General features: G+C 64.0%; 13 protein-coding genes and 1 pseudogene. 4 read left to right on the top strand and 10 right to left on the bottom strand.

The annotated features are described in order from the left end of the window. Positions 1 to 105 precede the first annotated feature (105 nt). Together JOH52_RS21795 and JOH52_RS35210 are read right to left on the bottom strand one after the other, a co-directional pair. Positions 106 to 912: a glucose 1-dehydrogenase gene (locus JOH52_RS21795; RefSeq protein WP_014527775.1), complete on the bottom strand. Its 807-nt coding sequence runs from the start codon at positions 910 to 912 to the stop codon at positions 106 to 108. A gap of 130 nt (positions 913 to 1,042) precedes the next feature. Continuing rightward, positions 1,043 to 1,264, bottom strand: a complete 222-nt coding sequence (locus JOH52_RS35210; RefSeq protein WP_307724237.1) for an SDR family oxidoreductase — start codon at positions 1,262 to 1,264, stop codon at positions 1,043 to 1,045. 190 nt (positions 1,265 to 1,454) lie between these two features. Between JOH52_RS35210 and JOH52_RS21805 the strand changes: the two genes are divergently transcribed. Continuing rightward, entirely contained in the window at positions 1,455 to 1,664 is a 210-nt protein-coding gene (locus JOH52_RS21805) for a GMC oxidoreductase (RefSeq protein WP_017263920.1), read from the top strand. Between the two features lie 80 nt (positions 1,665 to 1,744). On the opposite strand, the pseudogene JOH52_RS21810 reads toward JOH52_RS21805, so the two are convergent. The 7 genes and pseudogenes from JOH52_RS21810 to JOH52_RS21840 all read right to left on the bottom strand — a co-directional run bounded on the left by JOH52_RS21810 (position 1,745) and on the right by JOH52_RS21840 (position 8,755). Beyond that, positions 1,745 to 2,250: pseudogene (locus JOH52_RS21810) on the bottom strand (RES family NAD+ phosphorylase). Then, positions 2,247 to 2,732, bottom strand: a complete 486-nt coding sequence (locus tag JOH52_RS21815; protein WP_014527774.1) for a DUF2384 domain-containing protein — start codon at positions 2,730 to 2,732, stop codon at positions 2,247 to 2,249. The pseudogene JOH52_RS21810 and the gene JOH52_RS21815 overlap by 4 nt, the downstream one beginning before the upstream one ends. Positions 2,733 to 2,834: 102 nt before the next feature. Continuing rightward, positions 2,835 to 4,529, bottom strand: a complete 1,695-nt coding sequence (locus JOH52_RS21820; protein WP_010976219.1) for a M20 family metallopeptidase — start codon at positions 4,527 to 4,529, stop codon at positions 2,835 to 2,837. A 150-nt stretch (positions 4,530 to 4,679) separates the two neighbouring features. Next, positions 4,680 to 6,332, bottom strand: coding sequence for a DHA2 family efflux MFS transporter permease subunit (locus JOH52_RS21825; protein WP_014530149.1), 1,653 nt, complete (start codon positions 6,330 to 6,332; stop codon positions 4,680 to 4,682). Next, entirely contained in the window at positions 6,329 to 7,426 is a 1,098-nt protein-coding gene (locus JOH52_RS21830) for an HlyD family secretion protein (protein WP_013850354.1), read from the bottom strand. The genes JOH52_RS21825 and JOH52_RS21830 overlap by 4 nt, the downstream gene beginning before the upstream one ends. A gap of 86 nt (positions 7,427 to 7,512) precedes the next feature. After that, positions 7,513 to 7,926: a cupin domain-containing protein gene (locus JOH52_RS21835; protein WP_003530515.1), complete on the bottom strand. Its 414-nt coding sequence runs from the start codon at positions 7,924 to 7,926 to the stop codon at positions 7,513 to 7,515. A 76-nt stretch (positions 7,927 to 8,002) separates the two neighbouring features. Further along, complete coding sequence (locus JOH52_RS21840) at positions 8,003 to 8,755, bottom strand: SDR family oxidoreductase (RefSeq protein ID WP_013850353.1); 753 nt, start codon at positions 8,753 to 8,755, stop codon at positions 8,003 to 8,005. A 251-nt stretch (positions 8,756 to 9,006) separates the two neighbouring features. Here JOH52_RS21840 and JOH52_RS21845 point away from each other — a divergent pair, with 251 nt between their 5' ends. After that, positions 9,007 to 10,602 (top strand): winged helix-turn-helix domain-containing tetratricopeptide repeat protein, encoded by a 1,596-nt coding sequence (locus tag JOH52_RS21845; RefSeq protein WP_041862614.1) that lies wholly within the window; start codon positions 9,007 to 9,009, stop codon positions 10,600 to 10,602. Between the two features lie 51 nt (positions 10,603 to 10,653). Here the strand turns inward: JOH52_RS21845 and JOH52_RS21850 are convergent, their stop codons facing one another. Then, the gene (locus tag JOH52_RS21850) at positions 10,654 to 11,115 is read right to left on the bottom strand and encodes a YbhB/YbcL family Raf kinase inhibitor-like protein (RefSeq protein WP_003530520.1); all 462 of its coding nucleotides are present in this window, start codon (positions 11,113 to 11,115) and stop codon (positions 10,654 to 10,656) included. A 324-nt stretch (positions 11,116 to 11,439) separates the two neighbouring features. Between JOH52_RS21850 and glgA the strand changes: the two genes are divergently transcribed. Beyond that, positions 11,440 to 12,900 carry a glycogen synthase GlgA gene (gene glgA, locus JOH52_RS21855; protein ID WP_010976226.1) on the top strand — a complete coding sequence of 487 codons (1,461 nt, stop codon included), beginning with the start codon at positions 11,440 to 11,442 and terminating at the stop codon, positions 12,898 to 12,900. A 314-nt stretch (positions 12,901 to 13,214) separates the two neighbouring features. Further along, positions 13,215 to 14,126, top strand: a complete 912-nt coding sequence (locus JOH52_RS21860) for a DMT family transporter (RefSeq protein WP_003530524.1) — start codon at positions 13,215 to 13,217, stop codon at positions 14,124 to 14,126. Positions 14,127 to 14,148 lie beyond the last annotated feature (22 nt).

Here is a 14,148-nt window from a genome sequence, read left to right on the forward strand (position 1 = left end):
TCTTGGCAAGACGTTGCTATTTTACCACAAACCAGGCGATCAACCACTAGCGGAAGCTCTCGCCGCAACAGCCTTCGCTGGATTCAGCTGCAGGAAATGTTCGCCTCAAAGGCAGCTGGTGATGCCACCGTCGACATAGAGTATGTGACCGGTGACGAAGCTCGATGCGGCCGATGCCAGGAACACGGCGGCCCCTGCCAGCTCGCCGGTATCGCCCCAGCGGCCAAGCGGCGTTCTCTGCTCGAGCCATGTCGAGAACTTCTCGTCCGAAACCAGCGCACTGTTCAGTTCCGTCTTGAAGTAGCCTGGCGCAAGCCCGTTGACGCGGATGCCGTATCGGCCCCAGTCGAGCGCCATGCCTTTGGTCAGCATTTTGAGCCCGCCTTTAGACGCGGCGTAGGGCGCAATCGACGGACGTGCGAGTTCGCTCTGGACCGAACAGATATTGATTATCGTCCCCTCGCGGCGTTCGATCATCCCCTGAACGACCGCCTGGCCGACAAGGAAAGCACTCGTCAAATTGGTTTCGATGACGCGCCTGAAGGCGTCTTCCGGGAATTCGTGAAGCGGCGTGCGGTGCTGTATTCCCGCATTGTTGACCAGAATGTCGATACGGCCTCGCTCGGTGAGAATATCGGCCACCGCTCGGCCGATCTCGGCCGACTTGGTGACGTCGAAGGCCGAGGTTCCCACGGTGAAGCCGTGCTCTTCGAGTTCCGCACGCGCACCGGCAAGGCGCGCCTCGTCGCGACCGTTGAGGATAACTGACGCCCCCGCCTCGCAAAGAGCGTGCGCCATGGTGAGGCCGAGCCCGCCGCTCGATCCGGTAATCAGGGCGACCCGGCCGCTCAGATCGAAAAGCGCGGGAAGACCGCTTGTCCGCGGCGCGGGGTTTGAGGCGCCATCCATCATGTCTCGGGCTCCTTGGACCGGCGTGCCACTCGGCACGGCGGGCATGGCGGAGCTTTGGCTTCGCCACCCACCCGGAACATAAGAGAAAACAGGGCTGTGGTACAGTTCCTGACCGGCGGTCGAGGTGGGATCAGCGTCCCATCCAGCCGCCGTCCACGGTGAGGATCGTGCCCGAGACGTAATCGGATGCCGCCGAGGCCAGAAAGACCGCCGGGCCGGCAAAGTCCTCGGGCCGGCCCCAGCGGCCCGCGGGATGCGCGCGAGAATGGATTCGGCGCGGCTCGGATCGTTGCGCAAGGCCTCGGTATTGTCGGTGGCGATGTAGCCCGGGGGCAATGGCATTGATCTGAATGTTCCGGGCTGCCCATTCGTGGCGAAAGCCTTGGCGAGCTGGCCGACCCCGCCCTTCGAGGCCGCGTAGTCCGGCACGGTGATGTTCCCTGGAAGGTCAGGAGCGAGGCGGTGAAGATCACCTTCCCGCCCTTCCCGCGGGCGATCATGCCGCGGCCCACTGCCTGGGTCAGCAGAACTGCGCCGTAAGATTGGTTTCGATCACCTCGTCCCACCAGGCCCGCATGGGTGCCGACGGCGACCCGATGGCGGCGCTCGATGCGCGCATGCGCGTGCGGGTGATAGAGGGCTTGCGCGTGGCCGACATGTCGGCCGTCCCCGACATCAATGCCGGCAACACCAATGCTCCCGCCACGATGCTGGGCAACCGCTGCGCCGGTTTCATTCTGGGAACGGCGTAAGAACGCAGCGCCTCGTCACGCCTCTGAGCCGTTTTCAGGAGCGTCTCGAGCATTACGACAGGGTCGGCCAATGAGGGCGTTCATGTTCCCGGTGGATGCAATCGCGTGTCCAGCGCAAATGACTCTTGGAATTTGAGGGCATAGGCGGCCGGCGCGGCGCCCCCGAGAAAGACCAGGTTCCAGCTATGCGGCGAGACCGCGCTCGGGATTGCGACGAACCGATGGCGTCGAAGCAGATCATCCCCATAGGCTTGCTGTCCCGCGCCGGGAATGCCCGGCCGTGCCCAGTTGGGATTAGGCACGCTTTTCGGATCGACGACATAGACATCGCCGGCGTCCGCGATGGCTGCGGCCGTCATTGTATGCGCCACCATGTCCAGCGCCCGAAAACCCTTATGAACCGCGACCTCAAGGATCGCCGTCGCAGGGTCGAGTGAGCAGTAGACCGCACGACCCCCTTACTGTTCCAGCGGCCGCCCACTCGGTAGGCGCCTTCTCCGCTATCCCATGTCGGTGCGTGGACGGCTTGGTCGAGCCGCCAAGCCACCAACTCGGTCCCGCCGAGCGCAACCGGCAGAAGGGTCATGCATAGATGCCGTATTCGAGGCGGTCGAGATGATCCTCGACCAGCTCGACGCCGGGCGGCGTCCCGAGAAGATCAATCGGGCGGCGTTGGTCTAGTCCGACCGCCGGACGCTCCAGCCATTGTTCGGCTTCCGCCTGCGATCCAAAAATATCCGTCGCCTTTGCGAGTATTTCCGCAAACTTCCACGCGCGACCACTCTGCTCCTGGCTAAGCGGCTTGTTGGGTGTCTCCTTGCGCCGCTGCCACGTGCGCAAACTCATACCTACTGCCTTTTCGAGCGACTCGGTCTTGCCGATGAAGACGAGATTCCCGACAAGGTGATCCAGTGCCGATGCCGGCAGACCACGCAAGAGAAGCTCGTGCGCGTCGAGCGCATTGGTCAGGTGATGCGCCAGAACACGCGAACCGCCGAGTAAGGTCTCGATTTTTTGCAGCTCACCACCGCCTGCCGCTGGTGTCGGTGCTTTTGCCGCGAGAGCCATAATTTTTCTCCTACGTCATCTGTCGCTCAAAATATGCACACCTGTCGCGACCGGTTTCAAGGGTTTCGGAGGACAGGCGGCTTTTTTGCCTATCTGCGAGCCTCAGTCCCTGTGTCTGTCGTCGCCGAGGAAGGTCCTGGCGATTTCGGAAACGAGCTCCGGGAGGACCCTGAACGCGTAGGGTTCATGGACGCGCTCGAACTTCTGGTGGAACTCCCGTCCCCAAGGTCCGAGATTGACGGTCGGAAAACGCAGCGCGTTTTCGGATGGCCGATCGACCAGACGTGAGATCGGGGTGTTGTCCGAAACGACCTGGCTGCCGCTGGCGGCAAGCCCGAGGAAACTCATGTCGGAGATTCCGTAAAAATGCGGCTTCCAGATGAGGCTTCGCGCGGGATCGTTGCCAAGACCGGCACGCGCCTTCTCGATCGCCTGATGAAGGGAGCGGTCGTTTCCTTCCGCCAGGCGCAGATGGCTGGGCGGATAATGCAATCCCGAGAAGCCGATGACGATGGCGGGGCCGGAAAGGCGCGCGATACCGACGAGCCACTCAGTAAGTTGCCGCGTAGCGACGAGCGGGTTGTCGCTCTGGGCGAATTCCCTTTCCTTCTCGGCATAGAATGCGTCGAAGCCGTGCCCGAAAACGCGTGCAGCCGCCGCCCGCAATTCCTGGAACGACAGAAGGCGCGGCTTGGCTGGTAGGCCGCCCGCACTTCTGCCGACGAGCTTGCCGTATTCCGCCGACTGTGCCGCAAACGTCTCGATGGCCTCGTTCGCGCCGGTCAGCACCTCCTCTCGGAAGCGCTCAAAGAGTGCGTCCGCCGTCATCGAATGGTAGAGCCAGTTGAAAGCTATCCAGAAGCGCTCCGGCGTCGTCACTTCGTAACCGTCGCGCAGATCCTTCGCCTCGAGGCAGATCGGCGGCGGCGAGATGTCGTTGTCGTCGCGATCCGCCAGGGAAGCATTCCCTTCCAGGCGTGCCAGGATCCCGGCCGCCATGGCCTGTGCGCTCACCCCTTCGAAGGGGTAGCTCGCATGAGAGCTGCAGCCGATCACCAGGGCAAAGGGTAGGAGCTTGCCGATCGTGCCGGCGTAAACGGCCCGCCCTTCGCTGCCGTCGCCCTGATCCGAGGTCACGTCGAGGTTGATGCCCCCGGCTATTTCGATGTCGAAATCCCTGACCAAGCCGGGCAACGCGTCCCGGAGCGATCGCATTCCCCGGCTTTCCCGTTCCTCGTCGGGGGTGGCGACCAGCATGAGATTGCCCTGTCGGTCCGTGTCGGCCGCGAATTGTTCGAGACAGGCTATGGCCACGGCGAGTCCGCTCTTCATGTCGAGCAGGCCGCGGCCGGGGAGGAAGTCGCCACTCGCCAGGTCCTGCAGGGCCCGCTCTTCCTGTTCGGATCGGCCGGTTCGCGCCGACAGGCTTTCGATGAGTGCATCCTTGAGCGCCAGGCTGTCGCATGCCAGCGCCTTGAGCTCGTGATAGTTGTCGGTCGACACGGTGTCGAAGTGGCCGGCCATGACCAGTGTTCGCTTGCCCGTGCCGCGAACGAGCGCAACGACATTGCGGGTCAGCGGTTCGCCGTGACTTGCAAGGAGGCCCAGGTCCTGCGGATGCTCCCGAAAATAGGGGAGTTCGCCGAGAAGCCCATGGAGGCGATCCGCGAAGGATGCTTCGCCCGGCGTGCCGGTTTCACTGGGCCAGGACGTCATGCGCAGAGCGAATTGCCGGACGCGCTCGCTGTCGATCCGGCTTCCAGCGCGAGAGACAGTCTCTTCTTGTGCATTCGTCATCGCAATTCTCCGTCTTCAGTTCGACAGGTGCTTTCGAAGGAACCCACGCGTTCGTCTTCACCAACGGTGTGTGGGCCATGATTGCGTCGGAACTGAACGAGCTGATCTCGACGATACGGGTAACTGACGGTGTCTCGAAAAGCGAGACGTTTATGATGCGGGGACGCGCTTGATCGGAAGGGTGTGGTCACCCGACGGCTTGGCCGCCACGCCGGCGCGGCCTTTTTCAGCACGCGCTTTTGCATATCGCGAGAGGCCGATCTTGATGCCGACCAGCACGGGGGCGGCGATGACGAAGAGGAGGCCGATCGCGTTGAATGCGGTGTCGAAGGCGATCACGGTGGACTGACCTGCCACGGCCCGGCCGAGAAGACTGGCCGCCCCGCGGCTCGCGGCAGCCGCGTCCATCCCTTTTGCCGTTAGCAGGGCAGCGGTGGTCGTCAGCCGATCGGCGACGGCGGGAGCTCCTGCGGTGACGTTGGCGCCGAGGACCGCGAGATTGTCGGAGACGTTGTGCTCGATCAGGGTCTGGAGTGCGCTGACCCCTATGAGACCGCCGAGCTGGCGGCCCGTATTGAAGAGACCGATACCGGAGGCGAGATTTCGGCTGTTGAGATTGCTGAAGGCGATCAGGGTGATCGACAGGAACAGGAAGCCAAGGCCGGCGCCGCGCAAAAGGATCGCTGCCATCATGTCGCCCGCACCGCTTTCGCTGGTCGACCCGGACAGCATCCACATCGCCGCCATGATCATCAGGATGCCGAAGGGCACGGTGGCGACCGGAGGAACACGGCGGAGCTGCATGAGAAAGGCGGCGATGAGGAGCGCGCCGATGAAAAGTGCCCCGCTCGGCAGCAGGAGCTGCCCGGCGTCTGTCGGCGTGAAGGCAAGGACGGACACGGCAAAGGACGGGATCAGGAACGCGCTCCCGAACAATGCGGCGCCGGCGACGAAACTGACGATGAAGGCGAAGCAGAAATCCTCCGTTTCGAACAGGGTGAAGTCGAACAGGCCCTGTCCTTTGGCGAGCACCTGCTGACCGAGAAAGGCCAGAAGCGTGGCTGTACCGATCACTGCCAGCCACAGGATTCGCGGCTCCTCGAACCAGTCCCACCGGCTGCCCTGGCTGAAGACGTAGGTGAAGCAGAAAAGCGCAATGGAAATCAGGGAGAAGCCGATCCAGTCAAACGGCCGCCGCGCGGCTCGTGCGGGCATCGGGGCATCCGCGATCAGCAGAAGCCCGGCAGCCACCAGCGCCAGCGGAACGATGCTGAAGAAGATCCATGTCCAGGACTGGCTATCGAGCAACCAGCCCTGAAGCGCCGGGGCAATCGTCGCGGGAGCGACGACGGACCCCATCGCGAACAGGGCCTGGAGGATCGGCTGACGGGACCGCGGAAAGGCGAGAAAGATGATCGCCTGGCCGCCGACGAGCAGGGTGCCGCCGCAAAAGCCCTGAATCATTCGAAGAGCGACGAGGAGGTCCAGCCGGGCCGTTATGGCGGCAATGCCGCATGCCATGCCCATGGTCAGGGTCGAGCCGACGATCAGGCTGCGCGGATCGAAGCGGCTCATCAGCCAGGAGGCGGCCATGAACCCGATAAGCTTGAAAGCGGTGTAGCCGACATCCAACCAGGCGAACTCGTCGGGCGTCGCATATGTGTCGCCGATGATATCGCCGCGCCCGAGCGAGAGCACGGTGCTGGCGATCGCCTCGGTCAGCGTCGCAAGCACTATGCCGGCGACGAGAAGGCCCCCTGCCATGGATATGTCGCGGCCCGGCGTGACGGTGGGGATGGTCATGAACCGCTCTCCAGATCGATCTCGACACGCGCTGACAGGCCCGGCAGGAGGCGGCCCGACAGCGGATTGCCGGCGAACCGGATCTTCACCGGAACGCGCTGGACGACGCGGACGAAGTTGCCCGTGGCGTTGTCTGCGGGCAGCAGGCTGAAGGCAGAGCCGCTGCCGGGTGAAAAACTGTCCACCACGCCTTCAAGCGCTCCCCTCGGGTAACCATCGATGGTGATGCTGGCGCGCTGACCGGGCCGGATATGTTCGAGCTGGGTTTCCTTGAAATTCGCGACGATCCATACATTGTCGAGCGGAACGATATCGAGCAGGGAAGCGCCCGGCGCAACGAGCCGGCCGACGCGCACCTGCCGGTTGCCGATGACGCCGCCGACGGGGGCGCGCACCACGGTGCTCTCCAGATCAATCCCGGCGAGGTCGCGCGCGGCCTCCGCCTGTGCCACCGCAGCGACGGCGGCTTCGCGCTGCGCGGCAAGCACGGCGATGCGCTGCTGCTGCGCCTCCACCGTTGCGGAAGCCGCCAACACGTTCGCCTCGGCCCTCGATTTCGCCGCGTCGCTTTCGTCGACATGGGCCTGGCTGATCGTGTTGCTGCGGATAAGCTCGCGGCGGCGGTCAGAGGCCTTGGCCGCCAGGTTCAACTCGGCCACGACCGAACGTCGCTGCGCTTCGGCCTGGCGGATCAGGGCATGCTGAAGCGCCATCTCCGCATCGACGTTGGTCAGCCGTGCCTCTGCCGCTTCGACATTGGCCACCGCTTGCGCAAGCTTTGCGCGGTAGTCCCGATCGTCGATCCGGAAGAGCACGTCGCCCGCCCGTACCGCTTGGTTGTCCTCGACTTCGATAGCCGTGACGTAGCCTGCGACCTTTGGGGCAAGCGAGGTAACATCCCCGCGGACATAGGCGTTGTCGGTCGACGCCGCTCCGCTCTCGCGGGCCCAGGTCCACCCGGCAACGACGACGACGACCGCCCCCAGGCACAGCGCCAGGCCGATCATCTTTTTCCTGTTGGGTCGCGCCACGGCGACACCGTTCCCGGACCTTGCGCCGGTGATGATGGCGACCTTCTCCTCCAGCGATTCCATCTTCTCAATTCCTGTTGGGCGTCGATTGCCGCAGCCCTGCCGCAGGGATCTGCGCCAGGGCTGCCGCGCTGATGAGCGTCTAGCCGTCACTCCCCGACCGGCGTGGTCAGTTCCGTTTCGTCAGTGTCCAGAACGAACACCGCCAGCAGCCGTGCAGGTTCCGTGTCGCTGGCGTTCGCACTTACTTCATGTTGCGAGCCTGGATCTTCGTAGAAGTTTTCGCCGACCTGATAGACCTTTTCCGGGGAGCCGTTGACGCTGCTGCGGATCGCGCCTTCGAGCACCGTCGCATAAATGAAGGCAGACTTCGGATGCGTGTGGGCGGGCGAACCGCCGCCGGGTCCGTATTCGACAAGGACGCCCCTCATGCTTTTGCCGGGCACGTTCGGAAGGGCGTGGTCGAATACGACGGTCACCTTGCCGGCAGGCCGGTCGCCGGCCGAGGCTGCAGTGAACGAGAGTGCTGCAAGAGCAACGGCCGAGAGGAATCGCGTGAACATTTCAGTTCTCCTTTGAGAGTGCTTTGGTGTGGCGCGGCCCGGTGCCGGGTCGCCTTTTCGATTGTTCGCGGGAGCCTCAGCCCGCGGCTTGCCGGCCGAGCCAGTCCTCGAAGCGGATCGCGCCGAGGCGCGGGTTCTTGCCGGGGGTCAGCGATTGATCGTCAAGCACGGCGCCGAAGTAGCGCGCGTGGACATCGGGCAGGACCTTGCGCGGGTCCTCAGTCGACCGCAGGAAGCGCCTGACCAGTTCATCGAGCGGTATCGCCTCGGGACCGGCGACCTCGAGCGTGCCGTTGACCGGCGGTGCGACCGCGACCTCGGCGAGCGCCGCCGCCACGTCGTCGGAGGCGATCGGCTGGATCAGCGCCGGCGACAGGCGGATCTCGTCGCCGACGGCCGCCGCCTGGGCAATGCCGCCGACGAACTCGAAGAATTGCGTGGCACGCAGGATGGTGTAGGGAATGCCGGATGCCTTGATGAGGTTTTCCTGCGCGACCTTCGCACGGAAATACCCGTTGCCGGGAAGACGTTCGCTGCCGACGATCGACAGGGCCACGTGGTGGCGGACGCCGGCGGCAGCTTCAGCAGCCAGCAGGTTGCGGCCCGACGTCTCGAAGAAATCGAGAACGGCCTTGTCCTCCCACACCGGCGCGTTCGCCACGTCGACGACGACATCCGCGCCGTCCAGCGCCCCCGCGAGGCCCTCGCGGGTGATGGTGTTCACGCCCGTATTGGGGGCGGCTGCGAGCACATCGTGGCCGCGCTCGCGAAGGTTCTGCACAAGTTTCGATCCGATGAGGCCGGTGCCTCCGATAACGACGATCTTCATCGCTTGTCTCCGCTTCTCTCGACTGCAACCATTGCCGTCGGTCTGAACGGAGAGTGCCTGCGCGCGTCAGGGAAGTCCCTGTGGCGGGCTTGAATTGCCCTTCAAGGAAGCTTGGAATTCCGTCCAAAGGAGCGGTTGTTCGACCGGCATGCCTTGCTGCCGGCGGTGCAGCCAGTTACGCGATGCCGTGCTATCAGATATTATTCGCCAGTTGCCCGGATAGCGAGCGCGGCCGGCCAGGGGATGCCGAAGTGCGATTCATGTTTGGAGACTACGTGCTCGACCAGGAGCGCCGGGAACTCACCCGGCGCGGACAGGTCGTGTCCGTCGGACCGCAGGTCTTCGACCTCCTGCTGCATCTGGTCGGCACCCGCGACCGTGTCGTCAGCAAGGACGAGTTGCTCCAGGCGGTGTGGGGCGGCCGCATCGTCTCGGAATCGACGATCACCAGCCACATCAATGCGGTTCGCAAAGCCATCGGCGACACCGGCGGGGAGCAGCGCCTGATCCGGACGGTCGCCCGCAAGGGCTTCCGCTTCGTCGGCGACATCAGGATCGGCGGGATCGGAGAAGTCCGACAGCCCGTCGGGCCAGGCGCCGCGTTAACGGCCTCCGGCGGATCGGGAGAAACAGCCTCCGCGCTCGTCCTTCCGGACAAACCCTCCATCACCGTCCTGCCTTTTCAGAATCTCAGCGGTGATCCGGAGCAGGAATATTTCGCAGACGGCATCGTGGAGGACATCATCACGGCCCTCTCGCGCATCCGCTGGCTGTTCGTCATCGCCCGCAATTCGAGTTTTAGGTATAAAGGCCGGGCGGTGGAGGTGAAGGACGTCGGTAGGGAGCTTGGCGTGCGCTATGTGCTGGAAGGCAGCGTGCGCAAATCCGGAAACAGGGTGCGCATAACCGGGCAGCTCATCGACGCGACGACGGGGACGCATCTCTGGGCGGAGCGCTTCGAGGGCACCCTGGACGACATTTTCGAGCTGCAGGACCGGATGGCGGAAAGCGTCGTCGGCGCTATCGCACCTCAGGTCGAGCGGGCGGAAATGGAGCGCGCCAAGCGCAAGCCGACGGAAAGCCTCGACGCCCACGACTATTATCTGCGTGGAATGGCAAAACTGCACAGCGGAACCCATGAAGCAATCGAGGCGGCACTGCCCTTGTTCTATCGGGCGATCGAGCTCGATCAGGAATTTGCGTCTGCCTATGCCGGGGCCGCCTGGTGTTACTTCTGGCGCAAGTTGAATGGCTGGATGGTCGATCGGGCCGAGGAGATAGCCGAGGGCGCGCGCCTGGCGCGGCGGGCAGTGGAACTTGGCCGGGACGATGCGGTAGCGCTGACAAGAAGCGGTCACGCGCTCGGACATCTCGTCGGCGACCTGGACGGCGGCATTGCGCTCATCGACCGGGCACGGCTGCTCAACCCCAACTTCGCCCCCGCCTGGTTCCTCGGCGGCTTCCTGCGCGTTTTCCGCGGTGAACCGGAGAGTGCGATCGAGCATATCGAGCATGCCGCACGTCTGAGCCCCCTGGACCAGGAAATGTTCCGGATGCAGGCCGGAACGGCACTCGCGCATTTCTTCGCCGGTCGCTTCGACTCCGCCCTGGTCTGGGCGGAAAAGGCGCTGGGAAACCTGCCCAGCCTGCTCGTCGCGGTCGCCCTGGTGGCGGCGAGCCACGCGCTTGCCGGGCGGACGGAGGAAGCGCGAAAGACGATGCAGCGCCTGCGGGCGCTCGACCCGTCATTGCGCGTGTCCACCCTTCGGGACTGGCTGCCGATTCATCGCCCGGAAGACCTCGCCCGATTTGCGGACGGACTGCGGCTGGCCGGATTGCCCGAGTGATCGGATGCGGGGGAAAGCCGCTAGACACACCGTTTCTGGAAATGCTTACATCTACCCTTCGTATGTGCCGACGATCTCCGCCTCGCCGATGAGATGCTTGCAGGCCCTCTCCCAGGCTTCTGCCGCGCCCACGTCGTCGGGGATCGAAAGATTGGCCGCGTCGAGGGCGGCAAGCCTGAACCGGTAACGGTGCACGCCTGTTCCGGAAGGCGGCTGCGGCCCGTCGTAACGGGCGTTTCCGAAATCGTTTCTGATGAACTTGATCCCACGTTCGGGTCCGGTATCGACCGCTTGCGGAAGCTCGGTCCAGCTGCCGGGAATGTTGATGATCGAGCAGTGGCGGAACAAACCGCTCACCGCATCGGGATCCTCGACGATCAACGCGAAGCTCTGCGTTGCCTCGGGCGTCCCCGTCCATTTCAGCGGCGGGAACAGGTTCTCGCCGAAGCGGGTATATTTCTGCGGTATCGGCTGGCCATCGGCGAATACGGGACTGATCAGACTGAAGGTCATCAGTTGCCTCCTTCCATGTACGAGCAAATGCCGCAGCGATCTTTGCATGTCCCACGGGACGCACAGGCGCGGCTGCTACGAAAGCGAGAGCGCGGGGGCATTGCCCCATCGGCGCGTCCTCGCGCGAATAGGAGAACCAAGAGCCGCGACTTGTGTTCCCGAAGGCGGCAGGCGCCGCGAATCCCAGCCGCACGAACAGCGCGCGATAGGCAGATAAAATATCATCGGATGGCGGGAACTTTGTTGCTCATGATTGTGTTGATGGAGGGCACATCGGCGGCGAGTGGGCCGGTCGCATTCAAGACGTTTCCCGGAACATGAACGATGCAGATACTGTCTGTCACGGCCGAAATTTTTCCGCTCGTCAAGACCGGGGGCCTGGCAGATGTAGCGGGATCGCTCCCCAAGGCACTCAGGGCCCACGGCATCCACACGCGCAGCTTCGTTCCGGGTTACCCCGGCGTCATGCGCGCGCTCAGCGACGCGACCCCGGTCGCCGAGTTTGAAAGCCTGTTCGGCGAACGCGCCACTCTCATCGCGGCGCGGGCTCACGGGCTGGATCTCTTCGTGCTCGATGCGCCGGCCTTCTATGACAGGCAAGGGGCCCTCTACGTAGACAGGCATGGCCGGGATTATGCGGACAACTGGAAACGCTTCGCCGCCTTCTCGCTGGTCGCATCGCAAATCGCGCGCGGGCTCGTTCCCAACTGGCGGCCGCACATCATTCACGCACATGACTGGCACGCGGCGATGAGCCTCCTCTATCTGAAGTACGCCGGCGACGACACCATTCCTCGCGTCCTAACCGTGCACAACCTTGCGTTCCAGGGGCAATTCCCGGCCCACTACTTCCCCGAGCTCGGCCTCCCGGCGGAAGCATATTCGATCGACGGCGTCGAATATTACGGCGATATCGGGTTCCTCAAGGGCGGCCTGCAGGCAGCCGATGCGATCACGGTCGTCAGCCCCACCTATGCGCGGGAAATCATGTCCCCGGCCTTCGGCATGGGGCTGGAAGGCGTGATGAACGAACGGCATGCGGATGTCGTGGGCATCGTCAACGGCATAGACCTGGAAGTATGGGATCCATCCTCAGATCCCTGCATCGAGCATCACTATTCGGCGCGCGTGCCGCTGCGCCGCCTGCCCAACCGGCAGGTGCTGCTCCGGCATTTCGGCCTGCCGGACACCTGCGGACCGATCTTCGCCAGCGTCAACCGGCTGACATGGCAGAAGGGCATGGACCTTCTCGCTGCGACCGCCGGCGAGATTGTCAAGAATGGCGGCACCCTGATCATCCATGGGCAAGGCGAGGAGAAGCTGGAAGCCGCATTCATGGATCTCATGCGACGGTTCCCGCAAAACATCAGTGTAAGCATCGGTTATGACGAGCACCTCGCCCACAGGATTCATGCCGGCGCGGATGCAATGCTCGTTCCGTCCCGGTTCGAGCCCTGCGGCCTCACGCAGCTTTACGCGCTGCGCTACGGCTGCGTACCGGTCGTCGCCCGCACGGGCGGCCTGTCGGAGACCATCATCGATGCCAACGATGCCGCGCTCCATGCCCATGTCGCGACGGGCATACAGTTTGCGCCCATCGACGAGGACGGACTACGCCATGCACTACGCCGCACCTTCCGGCTCTACCGGCTGCGACGCGTCTGGGAGGGACTTCGCCGCCAGGGCATGAAAACCGACTGCTCGTGGCATCGCAGTGCGGCCCGCTATGCGGACCTTTACAGCGAACTCCTCAATCCCGACATGCGCCTGGTCGGCAGCGCTTGACCTGGAAACTCCAGGAAAAGTGCGCAGCGGTTTTCCGTCCGGAATTTCGGAAGCAAAAGGGCTGGGCATTCAGGGGAAAGCGGAAATGCTCCAGCATGCGCCGGCGCCGTCCCTCGCCTTTCCCGGAATTCCGCAATTTCGCAAATTGCTATCATTCGCAAAGGTGATGAATTGATAAGCAGTGCGGCATGGATTGCGCCGCCCGAATATGCGAATGGCTGCGCAGGTTGCCGCGCCGGATTCTCTGAAATCCGTGCCTCGCGACCGGAAACGTTCCGCGGGACCGCGGACCCGCTCTGAAGGAATTCGCATCCATGGCCGTCGACAGCGTCCCCGGCAACCTTTCCCGTGAAAACGGCGCCGCCCGCGCCGGCGTGGTCGTTATGCTCCTCGGCATGTTGATGTTCTCGGTGAACGACGTCATGGGGAAGTGGCTCGTCGCCACCTACTCGGTCGGCCAGGTGGTGCTTATCCGCAGCATCGCCGCTGCCCTTCTGCTCGCGCCCTTCCTGTGGGTAAGCGGCCCGAAAAAACTCTTCACTCTCGAGCGGCCCGGCCTTCAGCTTGCCCGCGTCGTCGCCTCGACCGCCGAGGTGGTCGCGTTCTATTTCGCCGTCGTCTACCTGCCGCTGGCTGACGTCATGACCTATTGGCTGGCGGCGCCGATCTATGTCGCGGCCGTTTCGCCGCTGGTGCTGAAGGAACCTGTCGGCTGGCGGCGCTGGACGGCGATCGGCATCGGCTTCGTCGGCGTCGTCGTCGCGCTCGAGCCGTCGTCACAGGCCTTCACGCTGCCGGCCGTCATCTCGATTCTCGGCAGCATGACCTTCGCCTTCATGATGATTTCCGGGCGTTCGCTGCGCGGCACTCCGGATACGACGCTCGCCTTCTGGCAGATTGTCGGCGCCGCGGTCGCCGGCCTCGTCTGGGCACCCTTCGACTGGACACCCCTCAAACCACTCGACACGGCGCTCATCTGCCTGCTCGGCGCCGTAGCAATGATCGCCCATGTCCTCGTCAACCGGGCGCTGAAGCTCGCCGATGCCGCGACGGTCGCCCCGTTGCAATATACGCTACTCTTCTGGGCAATCTTCTTCGGTTGGCTGATCTTCGGCGATACGCCGCGGCTGTCGATGGTGATCGGCGCCGCCCTCATCGTCGCCTCCGGTCTCTTCATCTTCTTCCGCGAACAGCAACTGAAAAGGCAGGGGCGGCTAAAGGGCTAATCCCGGGCACGACTTCCACACT

It is taken from the genome of Sinorhizobium meliloti, from assembly GCF_017876815.1.
Lineage (GTDB): Bacteria > Pseudomonadota > Alphaproteobacteria > Rhizobiales > Rhizobiaceae > Sinorhizobium > Sinorhizobium meliloti.